Below are 24,915 nucleotides of genomic sequence, written 5' to 3'. Positions count from 1 at the left end.
TCGTCCACGGGGCCGGCGGGGCTGCTCGCGTCGGTCAGAGGTACTGGCCCGGCGACGGCCTCCCGTCGTGCTCGTCGGGACGCCCGCCCGGCTGTCCCGGGACACCGGCGGGGCCGCCGGGGCCCATGGGCGGCAACGAGCCGGGCGGGAGCGCGCGGCGGATCTGCGAGAGCTGCGCCTGCGCCGCCATCTGCTGGGCGACGAGCGCCGTCTGGATGCCGTGGAACAGGCCCTCGAGCCAGCCGACGAGCTGCGCCTGCGCGACGCGGAGCTCCGCGTCGGTCGGGACCGTGTCGTCCGAGAACGGGAGCGTGATCCGGTGCAGCTCCTCCACCAGGTCGGGCGACAGACCGTCCTCGAGCTCGGTCAGCGAGCGCTCGTGGATCTCGGCGAGGCGAGACCGCGCCGCCTCGTCGAGCGGGGCGTCCCGGACCTCGTCGAGGAGCTTCTTGATCATGCCGCCGATGCGCATCACCTTGGCGGGCTCCTCGATGACCGTCGCCGGGTTGCGGTCGGGGTCGGTCGAGTCGTCGCTCTCGACGACGCTCACCCCCGTCCCGTCCGGCATCACGACCGTGGCGCGGGCGGGCTCGTCGGTGTCGTCGACGGCGTCCTCCGGGCCGTTCGCGGGCTCGGTGGCGGTGGGCTCGTCGGGGCGGGGGTCGCGGGGTTCGTCAGCCATGGGTCCAGTCTGGCGCGGGGTGCCCACGCGCGCACCGACGGGGCGTATCTCCTGTGCAGGGGGAGGGGGTCAGGGCACGAGGAGCACCTTGCCGAAGACCTCGCCCGAGTCGAGCAGCTCGTGCGCGTGCGCGGCCTCCTCGAGCGGGAGGCGCGCGTGCACCACGGGGCGCACGCGCCCGTCCTCCACCATCGGCCAGACGTGCGTGAGGACCTCGTGCACGATGCGCGCCTTCTCGGCCGGGGGCCGCGCCCGGAGCGTCGTCCCGGCCACGGTCGCGCGCCGGGCGAGGAGGAGGCCCAGGTCGAGCTCCGCGCGTCGTCCCTTCTGCATGCCGATGACGACCAGGCGCCCGCCCGTGGCGAGCACCTCCAGGTTGCGCGGCAGGTAGGCGGCGCCGACGACGTCCAGCACGACGTCCGCGCCGTGCCCGCCGGAGGCCTCCCGCACGGCGGCGACGAAGTCCTCCTCGCGGTGGTCGACGGCGAGGCTCGCCCCGAGCGCGAGGCACCGGTCGGCCCGGTCGCGGCCGCCCGCGGTGACGGCCACGCGGGCGCCGAGCGCGGCGCCGACCTGGACGGCGACGGTCCCGACACCGCCCGACCCGCCGTGCACGAGCAGCCACTCGTCCGGGGCCAGGCGACCGACGTCGACGACGTTGCTCCACACCGTGCACGCCGCCTCGGGGAGAGCGGCGGCGTCCACGAGGTCCACGCCGTCGGGGACGGGGAGCACCTGCGTCGACCGGACGCGCACCTGCTCCGCGTAGCCGCCGCCGTCGAGCAGCGCGACCACGCGGTCACCCACGGACCACCCCGTCACGGACACCCCGACCGCCGCGACCGTGCCCGAGACCTCGAGGCCGGGCCAGTCCGGTGCGCCGGCGGGCGGGGGATAGGATCCGGCGCGTTGTAGCAGGTCAGCGCGGTTCACGCCAGCGGAAGCGACGTGGACCACGAGCTCGTCCGGTCCGGGGGTCTGGTCAGGGAGCGCGGAAACCGTTAGTTTCTCAGGGCCACCGGGGGCCGATATCGTGACGCCTCGCACATCGCCGAGACTACGCGGACGGCCCGGGAGGCGCCGGTTCGCCGACGGGGCGTCGCGGGAGCGGGACGAAAGTTCACGCTCCTCGCGGATTAGGTGTCCGGGGGATGTGCACCGATAGTTAGTACGCACGACCGGGGAGCGGAGCCCGGGAGGCGACGCTGCCACGCGCGCCGACCGCGCCGCCGAACGGGTGGACACAGGTGATGGAGGCAGGTTCGTATGCTCCGCAGGTTGAGCGTTCGCGGGAAGATCCTTGCGGCCCTCGCGGTGCCTGTCCTCGTCCTCTTCGCCGCCGCCGCGATCATCTCGGCGCAGGCCATCGGGTCGGCGCGCGACGCCAGCCAGACGAGCGCGCTCGTCGCGGCGCTCGCGGCGCAGGACGCGGCCGGGACCGAGATCGCGGCCGAGCGCACGTACTCCTTCCTCGACGCGACCGGCGGGACCGAGGACAGCAAGGCGCAGATGATGGCGCAGCGCGAGAAGACGGACAAGGCGCTCGACGCGCGCGACCGCGCGTACGAGAAGCTCGACACGTCGGTGCTCGACCCGCGCGTGCGAGAGGCGGTCGCCGACACGATCGCGGACCGGAACGAGCTGACCGGGATCCGGCAGTCCATCGACCGGTCGTCCATCGGACAGCTCGCGCGCAACTCGCAGTACAGCGCGCTCATCGACGCGGCGCTCGATGTGCCGCGTACGCTCGCCGACACCACCCCGGACCGCGCCCTCGCGCAGTACCTCGACGCCTACGTCCTCCTCGACGAGCTCCTCGCGCAGCAGGCGCTCGAGCAGCCGCTCGCCGGCGCGGTCCTCGCCGCCGCCCAGGTCGGCCAGAGGAGCACCGAGACGAGCCAGCAGGCCGCGGTCCTGGTGACCACCGGCGACACCCTCGCGGAGCGCACCCGCACGGCCGTCCGACGGCTTCCGGGAGACTTGAACCTCCAGACGCCGGGCGCGACGTACAACCAGATCCGGCAGAACCTCGCCGGCTCGCGGCCCGAGGCGACGCCGCCCAGCCAGGCCGCGCAGTGGCCGGAGCTGTCGCAGGCGGACCGGGACCAGACGAGCCCGGTGCGCGACGGCGTCCGCACCGAGACGGCGGAGAAGGCGTCCGACCTCGCGGGAGCGGCGACGACCCGCGCGGTCGTCACCATCCTCGCGACCCTCGCGGCCGTCATCGCCTCGATCCTCGTCGCGGGTCTCATCGCCCGCGCGATCGTCAACCCGCTGCGTCGCCTCACCGACGCGGCCGAGGACGTGCGCGACCAGCTCCCGAGGCTCGTCGAGCAGGTCGCCGTCCCGGGCCAGGGCCCGGGCATCGACCTGGCGCCCATCACGGTGGAGTCCACGGACGAGGTCGGCCAGCTCGCGACCGCGTTCAACGACGTGAACCAGACGACCATCAAGGTCGCACGCGAGCAGGCCGCTCTCCGTGGCTCGATCGCGGAGATGTTCGTCAACGTCGCGCGCCGCGACCAGGTGCTCCTCAACCGGCAGCTCGCGTTCCTCGACGACCTCGAGCGCTCCGAGGAGGACGCGGGGACGCTGTCCAACCTCTTCCGGCTCGACCACCTCGCGACGCGTATGCGCCGCAACGCGGAGTCCCTCCTCGTCCTCGCCGGCATCGACTCGGGCCGCCGCGTGCGTCAGCCCATGCCGGCCTCGGACGTCATCCGTACGGCGTCGTCCGAGATCGAGCTGTACGATCGCGTCCGCCTGAACCTGGTCGTCGACCCGCTCATGCTCGGGCACAACGCGCTCAACGCCGCCCACCTGCTCGCCGAGCTCCTCGAGAACGCGACCATGTTCTCCGAGCCGCACACCCCGGTCGAGGTCACGACCGGTCGCGACGAGCACTTCGTCTACGTGACGGTCCGCGACCACGGTCTCGGGATGACGCCGGACGAGATCGCGGAGGCGAACCGCAAGGTCGCGACGCACGCGGCGTCGGACGTCGTCGGCGCGCAGCGCCTGGGCCTCTTCGTCGTCGGTCGCCTCTCCGACCGTCTCGGCGCGAAGGTCCGGTTCAGCGCGGGCGGCGACGACCAGGGGACAGAGGTCGTCGTGTCCTTCCCCGCCGCCCTCTTCGTCCCCGACTCGAACGTGCCGCTCCCGCAGCCGACGGACCCGCTCGAGACGAGCACGCAGGCGGCAGCCCAGCAGCTCTCCGCCGCGGGAGTCGTCCCGGAGCTCCCCGCCGCGGACGCCCCGGCCCCGGCCGCCCCGTCGATCCCGGCACCCGCTGCGACGGCGTCGTTCCCGACCGTCGAGCCCGAGGCTCCCGTCGCGGTGCCCGTCGACCTCGACGCGCTCACGGACGGCACCACGCAGACCGGCATGCCCCGCCGTCGCTCGCGCACGGTCGATCCCGCCGCCGCGGCGCCGAGCGCGTCCTTCGCGTCGGGTCCTCAGACCGGTGCGATCGTCCTGCCACCGCTCGCCACGCCGGCGCTGCCGGAGCAGCTCCCGGCGCCGGACGAGGCGTGGAGCCCGCCCGCGGAGGTCGCCGACGCCGGCGCCGCGCTCCCCAGCAGGTCGCGCCCGGCCACGAGCCCCGTCGAGCCCGTGTCTGCCGAGATCCCCGTCCTCGACGTGAGCACGCGCAGCGCGCTCTTCTCGAGCTTCCGCCCGGTCGGCGACCGTCCGGTCACCCAGAACCCGGTGGAGCTGCCCGTCGCCCCGGACGTCACGGCGACCGACATCCCCCTCGTCTCCGAGGCTCCGGCCGACACCCCGGTCCAGCAGGACGTGTGGACGCCGCAGGACCCCGCCGTCGCGCCTGCCCCGGACACCTGGGCCCCTGCGCAGGCGTGGGCGCCGGAGCAGCCTGCCGAGCAGGCGTGGGCGCCGGAGCGGCCCGCCGAGCAGGCGTGGGCGCCGGAGCCGGCCGCCGAGGCGTGGGCGCCGTCGTCCGTGGCCGACGCGCCGCTCGACGCGACCCGGGTCGTGCCCGCTGTCACGGCCGAGCCCGTGGACGAGGCGACCGTCGCGCGCGTCCCGCTGGTCGAGCGTGCCCCCGCGGCCGAGGAGCCCGCAGCGCCTCACGTGCAGACCCCTGTGCCGGGCTCGGTGCCGACCGTGTCCCACGCCGAGGCTGCGGTGCCGGTCGTGTCGGCCGGCGACGAGGCAGCGGCAGCGGAGGACATCCCCGCGGAGCTCACCTTCGAGGCGCTTCCCCGCTTCGAGGAGCTGATGGCCGACCTGCCGACGCGTCGCTCGCTGCGCGAGAGCCAGGCGCGCAAGCGCGGGCTCTTCGGTCGGCGCCCCCGGACGACCGCGACGCCGCAGGCACGCCCGGCCGGACCGTCCGCCGAGGCTCTGGCCTCGCGGCCCGCGGGAGCTCCCGCAGCTCCGGCTGCCGCGACGCCGGACGCCGTCGCCGCCGCGTCCCCGGTCGCTGCTCCTCCGGTCGTTGCTCCTCTGCCCGCGGCACCGGCAGCCCCCGCGCAGGAGCTCCAGGCCCCCGCACGCGCGTCGGCGTTCGCGCCGCGGGCCGGGCAGCCGACGGGCGGTGCGTCTGCGGCGTCGTTCGCGCCGGAGCCGTCCGCCGCCCCGGTGCAGGAGACGCGCGCGTTCGCCCCGGTGCCGGACGTGCCGTCCGCGGACACCGGCTACGCGGCGCCGGAGGCGTCCCTCGCGCCCCCCGAGGCCGCGCCGAGCCCGGCTGCGGCCGGGTACGGCCCGCCGACGCCGCTCGTCCGGAGGCAGGTGGGCGAGGCGATCGAGCCGCTGGAGCCCGGGTACATCGCCGACTCGGTCGAGGCGCGGTCGGACTGGATGGCGTCCGCGGTGCTGTACGAGGAGATGTCCACCCTGCTGCAGGGCAGCACCGACTTCCAGGAAGCGACCTTGGCGGACCCGAACGACGGCATCTACCAGCCCCTCCAGGTCGACGGCACGACGGCGGCGGGTCTGACCCGGCGCTCGCGCGGCGAGGAGCGGGAGGGCTACGTCGACCGCTTCACGGCCCGCATCGACCGTGACCCCGAGCAGCTCCGGGCCCGTCTGTCGGCGTTCCAGTCGGCCACGGCCCGTGGCCGTGTCGAGGGCCAGGACGAGACGAGTTCGACCTGGACCCCCCAGGCCATGGATTATGTCCCTGATTCAGCGCCGCAGGCGCGGTGACGACATGCCGTCTGCGGCAACTGACGAGGAGGAAGAGTGAACGCGCTCAGCACCGAGGCAACCAACTTCGGGTGGCTGCTCGACAACTTCGTGCGGACGGTCCCGGGCAGCCGGCACACGCTCGTGGTGTCGGCGGACGGCCTGCTCATGGCGATGTCCGACCAGCTCGACCGCACGAGCGGTGACCAGCTCGCGGCGATCGTCTCCGGCATGTCGAGCCTGACCCGTGGGGCGGCCCGGCAGCTCAACGGAGGGAACGTCCGCCAGGCCATCATCGAGATGGACAACGGGTTCCTGTTCCTGATGAACGTCTCGAACGGGTCCGTCCTGGGCGTCGTGGCCGAGGCGAACTGCGACATCGGCCTCATCGGCTACGAGATGGCGCTCCTGGTCTCCCGCACGGAGGCGACCCTGACGCCGCAGCTCATCTCGGAGATGCGGGGTAGCCTTCCCGTCGACGGCGCGACGCGAGCCCCGGTGGGATGAGGACTGATCGATGACGAACGTACCTTTCGGCAGCATGGGAGCACACGACGGGTACGAGGCGGCGACGGTCCGCCCGTACGCGGTCACGGGTGGTCGTGTGCGCTCCGCCACGTCCGACCTCCCGCTCGAGGCGCTCGTCGAGGTCATGCCGGGCGCCGTGAACAGCTTCGGGCTCCCGCCCGAGAAGCGCTCGATCCTCCAGCACGCCGCGCACACGTACGTCTCGATCGCCGAGCTCTCCGCGCTCCTGCGCCTCCCGCTCGGCGTGACGAAGGTGCTCGTCGCGGACCTGCAGGAGGACAACTACATCACCGTCCACACGTCGACCCCGCTCAACGTCCACACGGGTCACGGCAGCAACCACTCGGGTCTGTCCCTGAGCGTCTTGGAGAGTGTTCTCAATGGCATTTCCACCCTCTGACGGCTCGGGCAGCGCGCCGCAGGCAGGGCAGCCGTCCGGGGTGATCGGGGGTGTGCCCGGTGGCCAGTCGGCGGTCCGCCAGACGGCGTGGGCGCCGGTGAGCGCGCCCGTCGGTGTGCCCACCCAGGCTCCGGCGGCGGCCGTCCCGGCGCGCCCCGCCGCGCCGGCGGCACCCGCGGCGCAGCCGGCGCCGGCCGTCTCGGCTCCCGCTCCGACGACGGCTGCCCCGGTCGCTCAGGCAGCCGCTCAGCCGCGCACCGCGCCGCAGCCCGTCGCCGCAGCGCAGCCTGTCGCCGCAGCGCAGCCCGTCCCGGCTGCGCAGCCCACCGCTCCGGCCCGGCCTGCCGCCCCGGCGCAGCCTGTCGCCGCCGCGCAGCCCGCCGCCCCGGCGCAGCCCGCCCCCTCCGTGGCGCCGGCGCAGCCGACGGCTGCGGTGCAGCCCCCGGTCGCGCAGCCCGCCGCAGCCGCTGCGGCCGCACGGACGGCGCCGACGGTCGTCAAGATCGTCGTCGCCGGCGGGTTCGCCGTCGGCAAGACGACGTTCATCGGGTCGATCTCCGACGTCGAGCCGCTCAACACCGAGGCTGCGATGACGGAGCACTCGGTCGGCGTCGACGACGCGGGCGGCGTGTCCGACCGCAAGACGACGACCACCGTCGCGATGGACTTCGGCCGAGTGTCGCTCCCGGGCAACCTGTGGCTGTACCTGTTCGGCACGCCGGGCCAGGACCGCTTCCTCTTCATGTGGGACGACCTGGTCCGCGGTGCGATCGGCGCCGTCGTGCTGGTCGACACCGACCGCCTCGAGCAGTGCTTCCCGGCGATCGACTACTTCGAGTCGCGCAACATCCCGTTCGTCGTGGGCGTGAACTGCTTCGACGGCGTGGCCAAGCACAAGCTCGAGGACGTGCGCGAGGCGCTGCAGATCCCCGCGCACGTGCCCATGCTCTACACGGACGCGCGCTCGCGGGCGGCGACCAAGCAGACGCTCATCGCGCTCGTCCAGCTCGCGATGCGCCAGCTCCGCGGCGCCGCCTGACGACGCGTCGGAACCCGGCACGACCGCACGCCGGCGGGCCACCCTCCTCGGGGTGGTCCGCCGTCGTCGTGCCCGGCCGGGGCGTGCCACAATGGCTCGCCGGGAGGGCTGACAGAGCGGCCTAATGTGACGGTCTTGAAAACCGTTGTGCGGCAACGCACCGGGGGTTCGAATCCCTCGCCCTCCGCTTTCGACGCGGGGTACCGGGAGACCGGTGCCCCGCGTCGAGCTGTCAGTCCTCGTCCACGTCCAGCACGGCGAGCGTCCGGTCCGCCGCGGTCCCGACGACCGCGAGATCGAACGTGCAGGGGCTGACCGGCGACCACCCGTCGATCTCGTCGACCGGACCGTCGTCCGGCTCGAGGGTGACGTTGGTGGACCACTGCGGCACCGTCGCTCACGCTCGAGTCGCGCGCCCCGTGACCATGGTCAGACCGTACCGCGGCGACCGTGGCCCGCAGCCCTGATGCGGAGGGACCTTCGGCGAGTGCCGCGCGCGCGGACCTACGGGATCATGGCCTCGTGACGCCTGAGCCCTCCCCGGCCGACGAAGCCGGTCTCGAGCCCGTCGACCTCATCCGCCGGTCGGGCACCGTGCTGCGGATCGGCCGCCTCGCGCTCTCCGCCGGCACGGGCAGCTATCGCGTGAAGTCGCACATGACCCGTGCGGCGAGGGCGCTGGGGCTCGACCACATCGCCGCCCACGTGACGCTCACGGAGATCACCGCGACGTCGTACCGCGGCCCGATCTTCCGCACCGAGCTCACCGAGGTGCGGTCGATCGGGATCAACGCGGACCGCCTGGCGCAGCTCGAGCGGTTCTCCGCGGCCTTGCCGGCGGGCGCCGACCTCGACGCCGTCGACGCGGAGCTCGACCGGATCGCCCGCCGCCCGCCGCTGTACGGCGCGCTGCTCAACGCCCTGTGGGCGGGGATCGCGTGCGCCGCCTTCGCGTTCCTCAACAACGGCGGCCTGGTCGAGTGCGGCGCGGTGCTGGTCGCCGCGGCGCTGGGCCAGGGCGTGCGGCGCGCGATGCTGCACCGCGGGATCAACCAGTTCGGCGTGACGATGCTCGCCGCGGCGGTCGCGAGCCTCGCCTACCTGGTCCTCGTCCTGGCGCTGTCGGCGCTCGCGGGCGTCGACGGCGGGCACGAGGCCGGGTACGTCTCCGCGGTGCTCTTCCTCGTGCCCGGGTTCGCCCTCGTCACGGGGGCGCTCGACCTCGCCAAGCTCGACTTCTCCGCCGGGGTCGCGCGGGTGACGTACGCGCTCATGATCCTCGCCTCGGCCGCGCTGGCCGTGTGGGGCGTGTCGGCCGCGGCGGGGCTCGCCCCGGACCCGGTGCCGCCGCCCGGTCTCGCGGAGCCGCTGCTCCTGGGCCTGCGGAGCGTCGCGAGCTTCCTCGGGGTGCTCGGGTTCGCCCTGATGTTCAACAGCCCGTGGGCCATGGCGCTCGGCGCCGCGTCGATCGGGATGGTCGCGAACGTCGGGCGGCTCCTCCTCGTGGACGCCGACGTCGTACCCCAGGCCGCGGCGGCAGCGGCCGCGCTGCTCGTGGGCCTGCTCGCGGCCACGGTCGCCCCGGCTCTGCGCGTCCCGCGCATCACGGTGTCGGTACCGGCGGTCGTCATCATGGTCCCGGGGGTCACGGCCTACCGGGCGGTGTACGAGTTCAACACCGGTGCGACGGCGCAGGCGCTCGCCTACGCGGTCGAGGCCGGGCTCGTGATCGTCGCGCTCGCGATCGGCCTCGCCGTGGCCCGCATGCTGACGGACCGCGAGTGGACGTTCGAGCGTTAGGCGTCCGGACGGGGCGCGCGACGCCGTCGCGCCCGGCGGTTTGGTCTCGGGGCGGTGCCCTTGTACCCTGGGCGACGCAGGCTCTCCCGTCGAGCCTGCGAGGAGACGTCGCATAGTCAGGTCTAGTGCGCCACCCTGCTAAGGTGGTAACGGAGCAATCCGTTCGAGGGTTCAAATCCCTCCGTCTCCGCTCAGGAAGGTCCCGGTGCTCAGCGCCCGGGGCCTTTTCTGTTGCCGGGCGGCGCGCCGTCAGCGCCCCACGAGTCCGGAGACCCGCGGGGCGCTGACACGTACGGCGTGGCTACGCGCTCCCCGTGGTCGCGAGCGCGGACCGCACGACGAACCGCGAGGCACCCGCCCCGGCGAGCACGAGGGCTGACGCCGCCGCGACGCACAGCAGGAACTGGACCACGACCCCGACGTTCGCGAACGCGTTGAGACCGATCACGGGGACCATGAACAGCAGCGCGGCGAACGTCGCCACCCCGACGCTCACGACGAGCGGGACGAGCGTCTCGCGGAACCGCGCCTGGTCGAGCGTGCGCAGGTCCGTCCCGGACAGGACGAGCGTGCGGTACTCGTTGCGCTGGTCGATGACGCGGCCTGCCTGCATGACGCCCGTCGAGACGGCGGCGAGCACGCCCGCGATGGCGAGGGTGAGGAACCCGCCGGTCTTCATGTCCGTGAGGTACTGCACCTCGTCCGGGTCGGCGCCCAGGCCGGGGTCGAGGAGCGCGAAGATGCTCGTCAGTCCCGCGATGAACGTCGCGAGCGCGACTCCGCCGACGGAGCGCCACGCGGTCTTCGGGTTGTCCACGATCCGCCGTCCGGCGAGCAGGGTCGGCACGCGGCGTGCGCTCCCGGCCGTCATCTTGCCCACGAGCCAGATGACGAACGGGCCGACGACGTTCACGGTCGCGAAGCCGACCAGCAGGATGACGGTGAGGACCGTCAGGACGACCGCCACGGACCCGAAGGACAGGTTCGTCGCGACGATCAGCGCGACGAACGCGACGCCCATCGACAGCAGCCGGACGGCCTTGAGCCCGGGCGGAGTGACGCGGGCCGCGACGCCGAGCGGGGTGATCGCGACGCGGCGCAGGCTGACGAGCGCCGAGACGAGCGCGATCGCGACGACGAGCACGACCGCGCCGAGCAGCGCCGGGACCCCCACCCAGAGCTCGCCGATCGCGAACGTGCGTCCCTGGAAGCGGAGCTGCGCGACGAGGGGCAGCAGCGCGCCGTAGCCGAGCAGGCCGGCGAGCGCGCCGATCACGGCCTGCGCGGCGGCGTCGAGGGCGGTGAGGGTGGTGACCTGGCCCGTCGTCGCCCCCGCGAGGCGCAGCGCCGCGAGGCGGGCGTCCCGGCGCGCGACGGCGAGGCGCGCGGCCGCCGCACCGAGCGTCACGAGCGGGATGAGGAGCAGGAGCGACGCGACGCCCGCGAGGAGCGGGTACTGCGTGGCGTACGGGGTGATGGCCGAGTCCATGCCCTCGCGCATGCCGTCGATGCCGCCGGCGCGCTCGAGGAACGCGTGGAAGCCGCCCATGACGACGAGCAGGATCGCCGTCGTGACACCGAAGGCGATGATCGCGAGGACGTTCGTCAAACCCTGAGGGTCGCGCTCGTCGGCGCTGCGGCGGCGCAGGAGCCACCAGAGGTCGACGGTCCTCATCGCGCGCCCTCCTGGCTCGGCGCGCTCGGGGTCGCGGGCTGGGCCCCGGGCGCGAAGAACTCGCCGGAGATGCGACCGTCGCGCATGGTCACGGTGCGCGAGCAGTGGCGTGCGACGCCCGCGTCGTGCGTGACGACGACGAGCGCGGCGCCGGAGTCGCGGGTGGCGCGCGTGAGCACGTCGAGCACCTCGGCACCGGTCGACTGGTCGAGCGCGCCGGTGGGCTCGTCGGCGAAGACGACGCCGGGCGAGCCGACGAGAGCGCGCGCGATCGCGACGCGCTGGGCCTGGCCGCCGGAGAGCTCGCCCGGGCGGCGCTGCTCCATCCCGGCGAGGCCGAGGTGCGCGAGCCAGCGCGCGGCGACGGTCGTGGCCTCCGTGCGCGCCGTCCCCGCGAGCATGAGCGGCAGGGCGGCGTTCTCGACCGCGGGCAGCTCGGGCAGGAGCTGGCCGGACTGGAAGACGAAACCGAAGTCCTGGCGGCGCAGGACCGTGCGACGCGCCTCGGAGAACGTCGTCACGTCCTCACCCCGCCACGACACCGAGCCGGAGGTCGGGGTGATGATGCCCGCGAGGACGTGCAGGAGCGTCGTCTTGCCGGACCCGGACGGGCCCATGATCGCGACCGACTCGCCCGGGTGGACCGTGAGGTTCACGCCCGCGAGGGCGTGCGTCGCGGTCTGGGCGGAGCCGTAGACCTTGGTGAGCGCGCTCGCGACGAGGGGCGAGCCGCCGGGGGCAGGGGAGGGGCCGGTGAACGTCATGGATCGATCGTCCGACGGCGGCCGGTCCCACCGCGTCGGGCTGGGGACGGGACGTCGAGAAGGTCGCGTCCGACCCTGGGGGGACCGCCCGGCGCGCCGCGTGCGGCGAGGGTCGGACGGCGTGGCGTCCGTCACCCCGGGCCCTCGGGGGGCCGGATCGGTTTGGGTTCGGGGCGGGGACGCGGTAGTGTTCTCGACGGCCGGTGAGCGATCAGCGGCTACGCAGGACCGGCGCCCGTAGCTCAACGGATAGAGCATCTGACTACGGATCAGAAGGTTGGGGGTTCGAATCCCTTCGGGCGCACACGTTTCGACCAGTGGCTTCACTCCATCGGAGTGAGGCCGCTCGTCGTTTGCGGCCCGTTGTGTGCCCACTGTGTGACCGCCACCTCCTCGATGACCCGCGACTTGAGGGCGGGGACTTAGGTCGTGTCTCTTATGTGAGTCTCTCGGCCTGCATCGGCCGCGAACTGGCGAGACCACCTGTGAACCCTCCACGCCGCGATTGCGCTCCCTCCGAGCCCGACCGCGATCAGGGCTGGGGCCTGGAGCCATGTGCGATCACCTGGCCGGTAGACGACTTGCGGATCCGAGAAAGCGTCGTGGTGAAGCGTGGGGTGGACCGGGCCAGGCGGTGGGTCGCCTTCTACCGTCCCGAGGTCGTCATCGATGAGGACATCCGTGATGATGCGGTCATCGGCATCGGACTGCCACATGCCTCTCCAGCTGCAGTGCGTCCCACCACGACGGTTCGCCTGGCAGTGCTGCTCGAGCGGGGTGAACGTTCCGACCTCACCGTCATGCTGCGCACGCCAGCTGTTCATCGTGGAAGAGATCCCGGATCCCACCATGACGACTGCTAGGCATGCCAGTGAGACGTACACAACCACCTCGATCGAGATGGCGACCGCCATACGAGACTTCCCGGAGCCCATGGCGCGGAACCTACCGCACCCCCTGAGGGCTGCGAGTCTCGTATCGCCAGGACGCGATGTGGGAGACACGCCCTAGGCCTCCGCCGAGCAGACATGCTGAGGGAGACACTCTCGCTGGGGCGCTGCGGAGAACCCAGCGCCTGGCGGACCCGAGTCTGAGGTTCGAGACCTGCTCTCCGGGCTCCTCGACCAACCTGCTTCTGATCTCGAACACGTGTGGACGATCAGGCGTCCTCGTGCCCTCGTTCACAGAATCCGCACTGCGGGGACCGCTCCTGTACCGTACGTTTGCCGTACAATACGGAGGCGGAGGAGGGCGATCAAATATGGCTACCAAGACGCGCCGACTTGAGGCGCGCACCGACGAAGACACCTACGAGATGCTTGTTCGGGCCGCTGAGGCAGAGCATGAGACGGTCTCGGCCTTCATCATGCACGCAGCGCGAGGTCGAGCAGAGCGCGTGATTGCGCGCTCCGATGTCACCCTCATGCCGAACGCTGAGTTCGACGAGATGATGGCCGCGCTGTCGAGCGCGCCCCGGATGATTCCGGCTCTACGCGAGGCAGCGAGCCGCCCGCGTCGCTTCGCTCGTGCCACTGCCTGACGAGACGTGTACGTCTCCGCGCAGCTCGCCGATGAGCACAATGTTGAACAGTTCACCTGTGCGAGAGCCTCGCTGGATCGGTGGTTGTCGATCGAGTCGAAGCGTGCGCAGCGTCAGGGCACCGCTCGGACCACGGTGTGGACCGCGCCGGACAGCCCGGATGTCGTTGCGTACTACTCGATAGCGCCGACTCAGGTCGGCAGGGCCGAGCTCAGTCGGAAGATGTCCGGAGGCATCAGCATCGTCCCCGGCTATCTGCTGGCGCGACTCGCGCTGGATGTTGCGCTGCACGGCGACGGTCTGGGGCGGGAGCTGCTCGTCGATGCGCTTGAGACGATCTGCGCAGCTGCTGAGACCGGGGGCGGGCGGATCGTCGTTGTCGACCCGATCGACGATCAGGCACGCAGCTTCTACGAGCACTACGAGTTCCGGCCGGGCCCGCTCGAAGGTCGGCTGTACATGCTGATCGACGACGCCCGGATCTCGCTCTTAGGTAACTGAGCGCCCGCGCCGAAGCGCCACAAGAGGGGTACCCGCGTGTCGGGTACCCCTCTTGTGGCTCAGGCGGGGCCTCGGCAGCGTCGGTTCCGTCGACCGGGCGTTCTGAGAGCCTGCTGAGCTACCTCCGCTACCTCGGCGGCGCGGAGGATGGCGGCTGTGCATGCGCGGGCCTCGGCGGGTGACAGCCAGCAGATGTTCTCGAGGCCGACCGAGCCGGGTCGATCTCGAGCTCGACGGCCACATCGCCGGAGGCCGGTCCTCGACTGGATCGGCTGACGCCCGGACCGGCGACCGCGCGACGTTTGCGACCTCGTCGGCGTCGGCCTGTCCGCAGAGACGGGGTCTCCCGTTTTCCGCACGATCGTGCTACGTTCGCCGGGTGACCAAGGGCGACGAGACGCGGCAGGCGATCCTGCACCGTGGCGTGGAGGCCGCGTACCGCGTCGGGCTGGCCGGTCTCACCATCGGCGAGCTCGCATCGGCTACGGGCATGTCGAAGTCCGGCCTGTACGCGCACTTCCGCTCCAAGGAGTCGCTCCAGCTCGCGGTGCTCGGGCAGGCGCGCGCCGAGTTCATCGACACGGTGGTAGCGCCCGCGCTGCGCACCCCGCGCGGTGAGCCGCGGATGCGGGCGCTGTTCGAGGGGTGGCTCGCGTGCGACCTGCGCCAGGACCCCGGCGGGTGCCTGTTCGTCAAGGCGGCGACCGAGCTCTCCGCGCAACAGGGCCCCGTCCGGGACCAGCTCGTGCGTGATCACCGCGACCTCTGCGACGCCGTCGCGCAGGTCTTCCGCACGTGCGTCGCGGAGGGTGGCTTCCGCGCCGACGTCGACCCGGAGCAGTTCGCCTCCGACCTCTACGGCGTCATGCTCGGGGTGAACCACGCGCACGTCTTCATGGCCGACCCGCTCGCCGAGGAGCGCGCCCGGCGTGCGTTCGAGGCACTGCTCGACGCGGCGCGCACACCGGCGCCGGTCCCCGTCCGCTGACCGCACCCGTCTGCACCACCGACCGAGAGGAACCTCCCGTGGGCGTCTCAGGCTCGAAGAAAAGCACGACCGTTCGTGCCGACCGCCGTCGGGCGGCGCGGCGGCGCAAGGCCGCTCTCCAGCTCGCGCTCGTCCGCGCGCGACTCTCCGCTCTCCAGGCGGTCTCGCCGCGCCGTGCCGCGCGCCTCGCGCTCGACGTGTGGTGCACCCCACCCGACGACGCCGGGCGACGTCGGGACGACCGCACCACCCCCGGCACGCTCACCACGGTGACGACCGACGCCGGGTCGCGCGTCGTCGTCGAGACGTGGGCCGCGGCCGGAGCCGGCGTCGAGGAACGGGCGCGCCGTGGCGGTGGCTCGACGACGACCGGCTCGCCCGCCGAGGCCGGCGTCGTCTACCTGGCCCACGGCTGGGGCGGGTGGCGCGGCCAGCTCGGCGCGTTCGTCGAGCCCCTGCGGGCCGCCGGCTACCGCGTCGTCGCCTTCGACGCGCCGAGCCACGGCGACTCGGGGCCCGGCCGTCTCGGCCCTCGGCGCAGCACGATGCCCGAGCTCGCGGACGCCCTCGCCGCGGTGGTGCGCGAGCACGGCGACGCGACGGCGGTCGTCGCGCACTCGCTCGGCACGGCGACGACGGTCCTCGCGGTCCGCGACGGGCTGCCCGTGGAGCGGCTCGTGCTCGTCGCGGCGATCGCGGACGTGCTGGGCGAGCTCGACGGCTTCGCCGACCTGCTCCGGCTCTCGCGCCCGACCCGCGAGCTGCTCCGCGGTCTGCTCTCCGACGTCGCCGGTCGGCCGCTGGCCGAGCTGGACGTGCGCGAGACGCTGCGGACCCACCCGGTCCCGCCCGCGCTCGTCGTGCACGACCGCGCGGACAAGGAGGTCCCCTACCCGGTCGGGGCGGCGCTCGCCGCGGCCTGGCCCGAGGGCGAGCTGCTCACGACCGAGGGGCTCGGGCACCACCGCCTGCTGCGCGACCCCGAGGTCGTGCGCGCCGTCGTGGATTACGTGACGCCGGTGCACCCCGACGAGCCCGTCGAGCTCGACCTCGCGCGCCGCGGGGCCTGAGCGGCTCGTCCTCCCGAGCGTCCGGGACGAGGGCGACCTCGCGTCAGGCGGGCGGTACGTAGCCCGTGGCCCGCGTGAGGGCGCGGGCCCGGCTCGAGCGGGAGAGCATCACGCAGCCAGGGATGAACGCGCCGAGCAGCACGGGCCCGCCGACGAGCATGACGCCCCAGACCACGAGCGCCAGGTAGCCCGCGGCGGAGTTCCGCGACGGGTCGCTGTCGGCGTACGCGAGGAGGACGATGCTGAGGACCGCCGCCGCGACCATGAGCGCGACCGGAACCCAGATCAGCGCCCACGCCGTCGTCCGGTACCGCCGCGTGAAGGCCGCCGGCGGGATCGGCGGCAGTGGAGGGTAGCCCGCGTGCGCCGAGCCCGGCTGCGGGTATCCCGCCTGCGGGTATCCCTGCCCCGGGTGTCCCGGGTGGCCGTGCGGGGGTGGTCCCGGGACGGGGTGTGGCGGCGGGTACCCGGCGCGGGGGTCCTGCTGCGGGTACGGGGGCGGCGAGGCGGTCACACCGTGTGGATACCAGTCGCCGGACGGGGGCGCCAGCGCCGTCCGTGCCGGTGGTGAACGCGTCGCGGTCCGGGAGGCCAGGAGAGGCACGGGCGGCCGTCGTCGGGGGCGGCGGGTAGCGTCGGGCCATGCCCTCGGACAAGGTGGACCTCAAGGCGCTGTACCGCGAGCTGTACGCCCCGCCGCGGGGCCGGTTCGTCGAGGTGGACGTGCCGACGCTCGCCTACCTCGCGGTCGACGGCGAGGGTGACCCGAACACCTCGCCCGCCTACGCAGCGGCGGTCGAGGCGCTCTTCTCCGTCTCGTACGCGGTGAAGTTCGCGAGCAAGCGGGAGGGGCGCGACTACGTCGTCGGGCCGCTGGAGGGCCTGTGGACGGCCGCGGACCCGGGCACGTTCGCGCGGCGGGAGAAGGACGCGTGGCGCTGGACGCTGCTGGTGCTCCAGCCCGACTGGGTGGACGAGGACCTCGTCGTCGCGGCCACGGAGACGGTCCGCGCGAAGAAGGACGCGCCACCCGCGCTCGACCTCGTGCGGCGCACGAGCCTCACCGAGGGCCGGTCCGTGCAGACCCTGCACGTCGGGTCGTACGACGACGAGGGCCCGGTGCTCGCGGAGCTGCACGACGTCTACCTGCCCGAGCACGGGCTGACGTTCGCCGGGCCGCACCACGAGATCTACCTGAGCGACGTGCGGCGCACGGACCCGGCGAGGCTGCGCACGGTGCTGCGCCAGCCCGTCCGCCCGGCCTGACGCTCGCGTCTACCCCCCGTCGACCCGCCGACGAGCCGCCGACGACCCCGCCTCACGCGGCCGAGCGGCGGCGTGCCCAGGCGAGGTCGGTGTCGTCGAGCACGTCGGCGAGGCGTCGGCCCGCGAGCGTGCGGGTCCACGCGGCGGCCGCGCCGTCGGGCACGGCCTCCTGGAGCACCCACTCGCGCACCCCGAGGCGGCGCAGGTGCGTGCCGAGCGCGAGGAGCTCGGTGCGCGAGTGCACGCTCGGGTCGACGGTGGTGCGCACCTCGTGGTCGACGCCGGAGCGCAGCAGCACGGTCAGCGCCTCGAACGCGCGGCGCCCGGACGGGATCGTCCCGGTGACGACGGGGTAGCGCGAGGGCAGGTGCTTGATGTCGAGGCCCACCCAGTCCACGAACGGCAGGAGCCGCGCGAGCCGCGCCGGCCAGGGGCCGGCGGTGTGCAGCCCGACGTCGAGGCCGAGGTCCCGCACGTCGTCGATCGCGCCGAGCAGGCCGGGGTGGACCGTCGGCTCGCCGCCCGAGAACACGACGCCGTCGAGCAGCCGACGGCGCGGGGCGAGGAACGCGACGACCTCGGACCACGGCACCGCGTCACCGGGTGGTGGCGACCCGTGGGCGGCGACCGCGCACAGGCCCGGGTGGTGGCAGTACCCGCAGTGCCACGGGCAGCCCTGCGTGAGGACCGTGGCGACCCGTCGCCCGGGCCAGTCCGTGACGGACAGCCGGTTCAGTCCGGCGACCACGAGGCCGGGGCGGGTCATCGGCGGCTCCTTCCGACGCACGACGGCCCGGCAGTCCGACGGGTCGGGGTTCGCCCGCCGCGCTGCCAGGACCTCGAACGTAGCGCCGCCGCCCGGTGCGTCGGACCGGTCGAAGGTCCCGACCTGCCCGCCGCACCGACGGCGTCCCTGGGCCACGGCGCTCAGCCCGACGGCGGACCGCCGAACCCGCCGCCACCCTGCGGGAACCCGCCGCCGGGGAAGCCCCCGCCGGGGACGTCCCCGCCCGGGAAGCCCCCGCGCGCGTCCGACCCGTCCGAGCCGAGCCCGGTCAGCCCCGACGACTCGTCGTCGTCCTGGACGAGCTGCTGGGCGAGGTCCGCGAGCACGACCTCGTCACCGGCCGAGAGACCGTCCGTGATCTCGGTGAGCTCCGGCCCGACGGCGCCCGTCGTCACGGTCACGGTGCGGACGTCGGCGCCGTCGAGCAGCCGCACCGTGCGCGCCGACCCGTCGGCCGCGACGGCGGACGTGGGCACGACGAGCACGTCGTCCACGGCGGCGACGGCGATGGTGGCGGCCGCGGACGCGCCCTCCGGCAGCTCGCCGTCGACCGGGTCGAGCGCGACGGTCGCCGCGTAGGACGGGGCCGAGGTCTGGGAGTCGCTGAGCACCGCGATGCTGCTCACCGTCCCCGTGTACTCGGCGCCGGTCGCCGGGACGGTCGCCGTGACGGCCTGGCCGACCGCCACGACCTTCACGTCCGCGAGGTCGAGCGTGGACGACAGCACGTACCCGTCGTCGCCGAGGATCGTCACCGCGGCGTCGCTCGTGCCGACCGACGTCCCGGCGGCCACGTCGACCTGCGCCACGGTCCCGGTGATCGGTGCGGTGAGCGTGCCCGCGGCGGCGGCGGCCTCCGCCACGTCCACCTGCCGCTCCGCGACCGTCACGGCGGCGCGGTCGGCCAGGATGCGCTCGGCCGTGACGGTGCCCGACGACGTCGCGCGCCCGGTCGTGCCGCTCCCCGACGGCGCGGATCCCGCGGAGGGCTGGTCGCCGCCACCGGACGAGCCGCCCGACGTGCCTCCCGGCGCCGCGCCGGACGTCCCGCCCGAGGGTGTGCCGGAGCCGCCCCCCGACGGCGCGGCGGTGCCCGGGCCGGGCGTCGCTGAGCCCCCGGAGCCCCCGTTCCCGCCGGTGCCCCCGGTCCCGCCGGTGCCCCCGGTCCCGCCGGTGCTCCCGGCCCCGGACCCCGCCTCCTGCGCGTCGAGGAGGGCCTGGACCGCGGCGTCGAGCGCGGCGGACCGCTCGCCGAGCGTGGCGACGGTGTCGTCGAGGTCGGCGACGAGGTCGACGAGCACACCCTGCGCCGTGCCCGTCGTCCGCTGGGCGGCATCTGTCGCGACCAGCGCCTCCTGCGCGGCGACGACCGCCGCGGCGCACGCGGCGAGGTCGTCGGCGGTGGCCGCCGCGGCGGCGTCGGCACCGAGGACGACGGCGCACGCGCCCTGGTCGCCCGTCGCAGCCTCGACGGCCGCCCCGGAGGCGCCGAGCGCCGTCGTGCCGGCGAGCACCGCGTCCTCGACGGACGCGTAGCCGGCGAGCAGGGCGTCCTGCGCCGCCTGCACGTCCGCCTGCGCGGCGGCGAGCGCGTCGCGCGCGGCGGCGACTGCCCGCTCCGGTGCGTCGGCGCTGCTCGCGTCCACGGCCACGGCCCGCGTCTCGCCGGTGCTCGAGGTGCCGACGACCAGGACCGCGGGGCCCGCCGCAGAGCTCGCGCCCACGGCCCCGGTGCCGGACGCGCCGGACGCGGAGGTCGTCGACGAGGCGCCCGACGCCTGCGCCTCGAGGTCGTCCGCCAGCGTCCGCTGCGCGTCGGCGAGCGTCTGCTGCGCGTCGTCGACCGCGTCCCGGAGGTCGTCGGTGTCCAGGGTCGCGAGGACGTCACCCGCCTCGACGCGGTCGCCCGGCGCGACGGCGACGGTCGCGACCGTTCCCGACGTGCCGAACGTCGCGTCCGCGCGGGCCGCCGACGCGACCGTGGCGCTCGTGGACACCTGCTGCGCGACGTCGCCCGTCGCGACGGTCGCGGTGCGGTACCGGGTGTCCGTGGGACGCAGCGCGTAGGCGGTGCCGCCTGCGCCCACCACCGCGAGCGCCACCCCCGCCGCGACGAGCCGGTGGCGCCGTGACCGGCGGCGCCGGCGGACGACCGCGTCACGCATCGCCGTCACCGGAGCCCTGGTCGCCCTGGCCGCGCCCCTGGCCGTCGCGGCCGCCGGGGAAGCCCTCACGACCGCCGGGGAATCCGCTCGTGCAGCCGTCGTCGCCCGGCGCGGAGAGGGTCAGGCTCGTCGCGGTGAGCGTGCCGTCGTCCCCGCTCTCGCCCTGCGCGGTGACGCACTGCCCGACGACGACGTCGTCGCCCGACCCGGTGCGCTGGACGGTGTAGGCGGTCGCGTCGTCGACCGTCACGGTCTCCTCGCCGCTCTCGCCCTCGGGCGTGGTCGTGGTCACCGTGATCGTGGTGCCGTCGACCGCGGTGACGAGCCCGGTCGTCAGGCCGCCGAAGCCGCCACCGGGGCGCCCCTCGCCGTCGGGTGCGCCGGACGGCAGGTCCGTCGGTGCGCCGTCCGGCCGCTCGGGCAGGTCGGTGGGGAGGTCGCTCGGCGCTCCGTCGGGGAACCCGCCGCCCGGGAAGCCGCCCCCCGGGCCGCCGGCGCACGAGTCGTCGACCGGCTCGCTCACGGACACGGTCGCGGCCGCCGCGTCGTCGGTCGTGTCGTCGCTCTCGTCCCCGGGCGTGCCGCCCGGGGAGCCGGTCAGGGCCACGACGCACGACCCGACGGCGACGTCGGCGAGCGTGCCGTCCACGGTCACGGTGACGGTCGTGCCGTCGGACCACGAGACCGCGGTCTGGGAGTCGCCGTCCTGGACCTGCGCCGTCGTGCCGTCGACGGCGGCGACCTCGCCCGAGACGCCGGGCGTGCGACCGCCACCGCCCGGGAGCGCGGCGTCGGGAGCACCGTCCCCGGCGGACGAGGCGGACGTCGCGGGGTCGGGGGTCGCGGCGTCGGACGCCGAGCAGGCCGTGAGGGCGAGGGCGAGCCCGACGGCGCCCGCCGCGACGAGCGCGGCGCGCGAGCGTCGCCGGGGATCCCCGACGGGTACGGGGCCGGTCAGGGCGTCGGCGGTGGGACGAGGGGGCGGGGGAGCGGTGGTGCGCGGGGTCATGGGAGCCTCCGGTTCGGGATGGTGGGGCGCTGAGGGCAGGCGGTCACTCGCTGCGCAGCGCGTCGATGGGGGCGAGCCGCGCGGCGCGCACGGCGGGGTAGACGCCGAACACGAGCCCGATGGCGAGCGCGACGGCGATCGAGCCGCCGACCGCGAGGGGCGAGACGACGATCGACGAGCCCAGTGCCGCGGGGAGCGTGAGCGCGGCGACGACGCCGAGGAGCGCGCCGACGAGGCCGCCGGTCACGCCGAGGATCGACGCCTCGGTGAGGAACTGGCGACGGATCGCGCCGGGCGGGGCGCCGAGCGCCTTGCGCAGGCCGATCTCGCGCGTCCGCTCGGTGACGGACACGAGCATGATGTTCATGACGCCGATGCCGCCCACGAGCAGGGACAGCCCCGCGACCCCGGCGAGCAGGACGGTGAGGGTGCGGTAGACCGACGTCGCGGTGGACACGAGCGAGTCCTGGGAGTCGATCGTGAAGTCGGCCGCGTCCGCGCTGCTCGCGCCGTGCAGCGCGAGGAGCAGCGACTGCGCCTCCTGGTAGGCCGCGGAGATCGCGTCCGTGCCGGTCGCCTGGAGATAGATGGTGCTGACGGACGTGTCGGTGCCGCCCGTGACGGCCGACGTCATCGCGGTGAGGGACACCACGGCCGTGTCGTCGAGGTTGGTCGACGCGCTCGACCCGGCCGCCGCGAGCACGCCGACGACGTCGAACGTCGTGCCGGCGATGCTCACCGTGCGGCCGACGACGTCCGTCCGGCCGAACAGCTCGGTCGCCGTCTCGGGACCCAGGACGACCTCGTCGGTCGACGCGGGGTCGACGAACTCCCCGGACGCGAGCTCGCGCGAGCGCACCTCGAGCCAGTCGCCCGTGACGCCGACGACGGTCGTCGTCCAGTTGGCGTCGCCCGCCTCGAGCGACTGCGAGGACTCCTTCTCGGCGGTGACGGCGGCGACGTCGGGCACCGCGACCTGCGAGGCGAGGGCCTCCGCGTCGGCGACGGTGAGCGTCGAGGCGGAGCCGAACCCGCCGCGGATCCCCGCGGAGTCCGTGGACGACCCCGGGGTGACGATGAGCAGGTTCGACCCGAGCGCGCTGATGTACTCGGACACGTCCTTCTGCGTCCCCAGCCCGAGCCCGACCGTGAGGATCACGGCGGCGATCCCGATGAGGATGCCGAGCACCGTGAGGAGCGAGCGCATCGTGTGCGCGCGGATCGCGTGCCACGCCGTGGCGGCGGTCTCGGTCCAGCTCATGCCGCGACCACCCGCTCGTCCGACGTCACGAGCCCGTCGAGCACGCGCACGACCCGCCGGGACCGCTGCGCGACCTCGTGCTCGTGCGTGATGAGGACGATCGTGCGGCCCTGCGCGTGCAGCGCGTCGAGGAGGTCGAGCACGTCCGCCGTCGAGCGCGAGTCGAGGTTCCCCGTCGGCTCGTCCGCGAGGACGAGCGCCGGCTCGCCGACGAGCGCCCGCGCGACGGCGACGCGCTGCTGCTGGCCGCCCGAGAGCTGGCCGGGGCGGTTCGCGGTGCGGTCCGCGAGCCCCACGCGCGCGAGCGCCTCCGCGGCCCGGTCACGGCGCTCCGCCGGGGCGACGCCCCGGTACACGAGCGGGAGCTCGACGTTGCGCAGCGCCGACAGCGACGGCAGCAGGTTGAACTGCTGGAACACGAACCCGATCTGCTCGTTGCGCACGCTCGCGAGGTCGGTCTCGTCCATGTCGGCCACGTCGTCGCCCGCGAGCAGGTACGTGCCCGAGGTGAGCGTGTCGAGGCAGCCGAGCACGTTCATGAGCGTCGACTTGCCCGAGCCGGACGGGCCGACGATCGCCACGTACTCACCACGCTCGATCCGCAGGTCGACGCCGCGCAGCGCCTCGAACTCGAGGTCGCCCGTGCGGTAGGTCTTGCGTGCGTCGCGCAGGTCGATGACGGGCGCGGGCCCCGGCGTCGTGGCCCGGTCCGCGTGCCCGACGGCGGTCGCCGCCGCGGTCACGAGTTGCCGCCCTGGCCGGGGCGGGCGCCGAGCTGGGACGGGTCGAACCCCTCGGGGAGACCCTGGCCGCCGCCCTGCCCGCCCATCGGAAGCTGGGACGGGTCGAAGCCCTCGGGGAACCCCTGCCCGCCGGTGCCGCCCTGCTCGCCGACCTGCCCCCGGCCCGCGCCGGGCGTGAACGCCGTGTACTGCACCGTGTCGCCCTCGGTGAGACCCGAGACGATCTCGACGGACTGGCCCGACGTCTCGCCGGTCTCGACGACCTGCTCGGAGGTGGAACCGTCGTCGGCCACGAGCGTGACCACGGACGCGCCGTCGTCGTTCGTCGAGACCGCGGCGGCGGGGACGGAGAGCACGTCGGTGCGGCGCTCGGTGACGATCGAGACGTCGACGCTCACGCCGTCGTACAGGCCCTCGGGGCTGCCGGTGACCGCGACCGAGACTGGGTAGGCGACCGCGCCCTGGGTCGTGGACGGCAGGCGGCCGATCTCGCTCACCGTGCCGAACACGGTGCCGGCGAGGTCGTCCGAGGTCATCTCGACCTGGTCGCCCGTCTCGATCGCCGTGACGTCCGCCTCGCCCACGCTCACGTCGACGCTCCACGCGTCGGTGCCCACGATCGTGAACGCCGCGGTGTCCGACGAGCCCGACGTCGCGCTGCTGCCCGACCCGCCGGTCGACGCCCCGGGCACCGTGCCGGTGCCGCCGGGCGAGCCCGACCCGGTCGACGCGGACGAGCCCGTCGAGCCGACCACGTCGCCGACGGCGACGCCGACCGACGTCACGAGACCGGCGGCCGGGGCGGTCAGGGTCGCGTCGGCCATCGCCGCGGCGGCGTCGTCGGAGGCCTGCTGCGCGACCGCCACGGCGGACTCCCGCGCCTCGACCGCCGCCCCGGCGGCGTCGCTGCCGTCGTCCGACTCCCGCGCGTCCGCGAGGTCGGCCTGCGCCTGCGCGAGGTCGGCGTCCGCCTGCGCGAGCGCGGCGTCGAGCTGGAGGGTGTCGATGGTGGCGAGCGTCTGGCCCGCCTCGACCGTGTCGCCCGCAGCGACCTCGACCGTCAGCACGGTGCCCGCCGCCGCGAACGAGACGTCCTCCTGGACGCTCGGGGTGAGCGTGCCCGTGGTCGTCACGGTCTGCTCGAACGTGGCCGCGGTCGCCTGCGCGGTGACGGGCTGCGCCGCGCCGGCCTCCTGCGCCGCCGACGCACGGGGCCGCAGGATCGTGAGGTAGACGACGAGCGCGGCGACGACGACGAGGGCGACCGCGCCGACGACGAGCGCACGACGGCGCGGGCGCGGGCCGCGGAGGCGGCGCGCGAGGCGCTCGCGGCGCGTGCCGACGGTGCCCGGGGAGGCCCCGTCGGACGTCGTGCCGTCGCCGGGACCGTCCCCCGCCTCGGGGTCGGTACCCGCCGAGGGGCCGGGCGGATGGTCGGGGGAGGTCCCCCTCGGTGCGGTCGCGGACGACCGTGTGCGCTGCTGGAGCACCCTCGTCTCCCTGGCTCGGTGCCACCCGGGCGGCGGCGGTCGATCGGGAGGCTAGG

22 protein-coding genes and 3 tRNA genes are annotated in these 24,915 nt (G+C 74.5%); 13 read left to right on the top strand and 12 right to left on the bottom strand.

The features are described from left to right. Positions 1-34: 34 nt before the first annotated feature. Together AC6CH9_RS02620 and AC6CH9_RS02615 are read right to left on the bottom strand one after the other, a co-directional pair. Entirely contained in the window at positions 35-682 is a 648-nt protein-coding gene (locus AC6CH9_RS02620; protein ID WP_498153513.1) for a bacterial proteasome activator family protein, read from the bottom strand. Between the two features lie 69 nt (positions 683-751). After that, the gene (locus AC6CH9_RS02615) at positions 752-1,729 is read right to left on the bottom strand and encodes an NAD(P)H-quinone oxidoreductase (protein WP_498153512.1); all 978 of its coding nucleotides are present in this window, start codon (positions 1,727-1,729) and stop codon (positions 752-754) included. Between the two features lie 231 nt (positions 1,730-1,960). Here AC6CH9_RS02615 and AC6CH9_RS02610 point away from each other — a divergent pair, with 231 nt between their 5' ends. From AC6CH9_RS02610 to AC6CH9_RS02590, 5 genes are all read left to right on the top strand, one after another. Next, on the top strand, positions 1,961-5,854 hold the full coding sequence (locus AC6CH9_RS02610) for a sensor histidine kinase (RefSeq protein ID WP_498153511.1): 3,894 nt from the start codon (positions 1,961-1,963) through the stop codon (positions 5,852-5,854). Between the two features lie 36 nt (positions 5,855-5,890). Then, on the top strand, positions 5,891-6,340 hold the full coding sequence (locus tag AC6CH9_RS02605) for a roadblock/LC7 domain-containing protein (protein ID WP_024839165.1): 450 nt from the start codon (positions 5,891-5,893) through the stop codon (positions 6,338-6,340). A 34-nt stretch (positions 6,341-6,374) separates the two neighbouring features. Further along, on the top strand, positions 6,375-6,761 hold the full coding sequence (locus tag AC6CH9_RS02600; RefSeq protein ID WP_031317001.1) for a DUF742 domain-containing protein: 387 nt from the start codon (positions 6,375-6,377) through the stop codon (positions 6,759-6,761). A gap of 433 nt (positions 6,762-7,194) precedes the next feature. Then, positions 7,195-7,800 carry a GTP-binding protein gene (locus tag AC6CH9_RS02595; RefSeq protein ID WP_389277344.1) on the top strand — a complete coding sequence of 202 codons (606 nt, stop codon included), beginning with the start codon at positions 7,195-7,197 and terminating at the stop codon, positions 7,798-7,800. A gap of 102 nt (positions 7,801-7,902) precedes the next feature. Then, positions 7,903-7,987 (top strand) — tRNA-Ser (locus AC6CH9_RS02590). A gap of 45 nt (positions 7,988-8,032) precedes the next feature. Here AC6CH9_RS02590 and AC6CH9_RS02585 read toward each other — a convergent pair. Continuing rightward, positions 8,033-8,191, bottom strand: a complete 159-nt coding sequence (locus tag AC6CH9_RS02585) for a hypothetical protein (protein WP_498153510.1) — start codon at positions 8,189-8,191, stop codon at positions 8,033-8,035. A 131-nt stretch (positions 8,192-8,322) separates the two neighbouring features. Here AC6CH9_RS02585 and AC6CH9_RS02580 point away from each other — a divergent pair, with 131 nt between their 5' ends. Then, the gene (locus AC6CH9_RS02580; RefSeq protein ID WP_498153509.1) at positions 8,323-9,600 is read left to right on the top strand and encodes a threonine/serine exporter family protein; all 1,278 of its coding nucleotides are present in this window, start codon (positions 8,323-8,325) and stop codon (positions 9,598-9,600) included. A 101-nt stretch (positions 9,601-9,701) separates the two neighbouring features. Then, a tRNA-Ser gene (locus AC6CH9_RS02575) sits at positions 9,702-9,790 on the top strand. A gap of 111 nt (positions 9,791-9,901) precedes the next feature. On the opposite strand, the gene AC6CH9_RS02570 is transcribed toward AC6CH9_RS02575, so the two are convergent. Then, positions 9,902-11,275 carry an FtsX-like permease family protein gene (locus AC6CH9_RS02570; protein ID WP_498153508.1) on the bottom strand — a complete coding sequence of 458 codons (1,374 nt, stop codon included), beginning with the start codon at positions 11,273-11,275 and terminating at the stop codon, positions 9,902-9,904. Continuing rightward, positions 11,272-12,039, bottom strand: a complete 768-nt coding sequence (locus AC6CH9_RS02565; protein WP_498153507.1) for an ABC transporter ATP-binding protein — start codon at positions 12,037-12,039, stop codon at positions 11,272-11,274. Before AC6CH9_RS02565 ends, AC6CH9_RS02570 begins: the two co-directional genes overlap by 4 nt. Before the next feature lie 231 nt (positions 12,040-12,270). Here AC6CH9_RS02565 and AC6CH9_RS02560 point away from each other — a divergent pair. The 5 genes from AC6CH9_RS02560 to AC6CH9_RS02540 all read left to right on the top strand — a co-directional run bounded on the left by AC6CH9_RS02560 (position 12,271) and on the right by AC6CH9_RS02540 (position 16,138). Beyond that, positions 12,271-12,343 (top strand) — tRNA-Arg (locus AC6CH9_RS02560). A 957-nt stretch (positions 12,344-13,300) separates the two neighbouring features. Next, a complete protein-coding gene (locus AC6CH9_RS02555; protein WP_498153506.1) occupies positions 13,301-13,579 on the top strand; it encodes a type II toxin-antitoxin system TacA family antitoxin in 279 nt (92 codons plus the stop codon). A 6-nt stretch (positions 13,580-13,585) separates the two neighbouring features. Beyond that, on the top strand, positions 13,586-14,080 hold the full coding sequence (locus AC6CH9_RS02550; RefSeq protein ID WP_498153505.1) for a GNAT family N-acetyltransferase: 495 nt from the start codon (positions 13,586-13,588) through the stop codon (positions 14,078-14,080). Between the two features lie 379 nt (positions 14,081-14,459). After that, complete coding sequence (locus AC6CH9_RS02545; protein WP_498153504.1) at positions 14,460-15,068, top strand: TetR/AcrR family transcriptional regulator; 609 nt, start codon at positions 14,460-14,462, stop codon at positions 15,066-15,068. Between the two features lie 38 nt (positions 15,069-15,106). After that, entirely contained in the window at positions 15,107-16,138 is a 1,032-nt protein-coding gene (locus AC6CH9_RS02540; RefSeq protein WP_498153503.1) for an alpha/beta fold hydrolase, read from the top strand. Positions 16,139-16,181: 43 nt separating this feature from the next. Here the strand turns inward: AC6CH9_RS02540 and AC6CH9_RS02535 are convergent, their stop codons facing one another. Then, entirely contained in the window at positions 16,182-16,652 is a 471-nt protein-coding gene (locus tag AC6CH9_RS02535) for a hypothetical protein (RefSeq protein WP_498153502.1), read from the bottom strand. Between the two features lie 128 nt (positions 16,653-16,780). On the opposite strand from AC6CH9_RS02535, the gene AC6CH9_RS02530 reads away from it, so the two are divergent. Next, on the top strand, positions 16,781-17,404 hold the full coding sequence (locus AC6CH9_RS02530) for a GyrI-like domain-containing protein (protein ID WP_498153501.1): 624 nt from the start codon (positions 16,781-16,783) through the stop codon (positions 17,402-17,404). Between the two features lie 52 nt (positions 17,405-17,456). On the opposite strand, the gene AC6CH9_RS02525 is transcribed toward AC6CH9_RS02530, so the two are convergent. The 6 genes from AC6CH9_RS02525 to AC6CH9_RS02500 all read right to left on the bottom strand — a co-directional run bounded on the left by AC6CH9_RS02525 (position 17,457) and on the right by AC6CH9_RS02500 (position 24,859). Beyond that, positions 17,457-18,170: an anaerobic ribonucleoside-triphosphate reductase activating protein gene (locus AC6CH9_RS02525; RefSeq protein ID WP_498153500.1), complete on the bottom strand. Its 714-nt coding sequence runs from the start codon at positions 18,168-18,170 to the stop codon at positions 17,457-17,459. 161 nt (positions 18,171-18,331) lie between these two features. Next, a complete protein-coding gene (locus AC6CH9_RS02520; RefSeq protein ID WP_498153499.1) occupies positions 18,332-20,356 on the bottom strand; it encodes an efflux RND transporter periplasmic adaptor subunit in 2,025 nt (674 codons plus the stop codon). Continuing rightward, complete coding sequence (locus tag AC6CH9_RS02515) at positions 20,349-21,365, bottom strand: hypothetical protein (RefSeq protein WP_498153498.1); 1,017 nt, start codon at positions 21,363-21,365, stop codon at positions 20,349-20,351. Before AC6CH9_RS02515 ends, AC6CH9_RS02520 begins: the two co-directional genes overlap by 8 nt. A gap of 43 nt (positions 21,366-21,408) precedes the next feature. Beyond that, a complete protein-coding gene (locus AC6CH9_RS02510; RefSeq protein ID WP_498153497.1) occupies positions 21,409-22,626 on the bottom strand; it encodes an ABC transporter permease in 1,218 nt (405 codons plus the stop codon). After that, positions 22,623-23,369: an ABC transporter ATP-binding protein gene (locus AC6CH9_RS02505; protein WP_498153496.1), complete on the bottom strand. Its 747-nt coding sequence runs from the start codon at positions 23,367-23,369 to the stop codon at positions 22,623-22,625. Before AC6CH9_RS02505 ends, AC6CH9_RS02510 begins: the two co-directional genes overlap by 4 nt. Next, entirely contained in the window at positions 23,366-24,859 is a 1,494-nt protein-coding gene (locus tag AC6CH9_RS02500) for an efflux RND transporter periplasmic adaptor subunit (protein ID WP_498153495.1), read from the bottom strand. The genes AC6CH9_RS02505 and AC6CH9_RS02500 overlap by 4 nt, the downstream gene beginning before the upstream one ends. Positions 24,860-24,915: the final 56 nt, after the last annotated feature.

Source organism: Cellulosimicrobium sp. GQ32, assembly GCF_059758455.1.
This window is presented reverse-complemented; position numbering and strand designations above follow the sequence as displayed.

Bases quoted from the DNA above. Each gene is read 5' to 3' on its own strand.
- AC6CH9_RS02620 (WP_498153513.1), bottom strand. From the start codon at position 682: ATGGCTGACGAACCCCGCGACCCCCGCCCCGACGAGCCCACCGCCACC.
- AC6CH9_RS02600 (WP_031317001.1), top strand. From the start codon at position 6,375: ATGGGAGCACACGACGGGTACGAGGCGGCGACGGTCCGCCCGTACGCG.
- AC6CH9_RS02570 (WP_498153508.1), bottom strand. From the start codon at position 11,275: ATGAGGACCGTCGACCTCTGGTGGCTCCTGCGCCGCCGCAGCGCCGAC.
- AC6CH9_RS02565 (WP_498153507.1), bottom strand. From the start codon at position 12,039: ATGACGTTCACCGGCCCCTCCCCTGCCCCCGGCGGCTCGCCCCTCGTC.
- AC6CH9_RS02555 (WP_498153506.1), top strand. From the start codon at position 13,301: ATGGCTACCAAGACGCGCCGACTTGAGGCGCGCACCGACGAAGACACC.
- AC6CH9_RS02530 (WP_498153501.1), top strand. From the start codon at position 16,781: ATGCCCTCGGACAAGGTGGACCTCAAGGCGCTGTACCGCGAGCTGTAC.
- AC6CH9_RS02525 (WP_498153500.1), bottom strand. From the start codon at position 18,170: ATGACCCGCCCCGGCCTCGTGGTCGCCGGACTGAACCGGCTGTCCGTC.
- AC6CH9_RS02520 (WP_498153499.1), bottom strand. From the start codon at position 20,356: ATGCGTGACGCGGTCGTCCGCCGGCGCCGCCGGTCACGGCGCCACCGG.
- AC6CH9_RS02515 (WP_498153498.1), bottom strand. From the start codon at position 21,365: ATGACCCCGCGCACCACCGCTCCCCCGCCCCCTCGTCCCACCGCCGAC.
- AC6CH9_RS02510 (WP_498153497.1), bottom strand. From the start codon at position 22,626: ATGAGCTGGACCGAGACCGCCGCCACGGCGTGGCACGCGATCCGCGCG.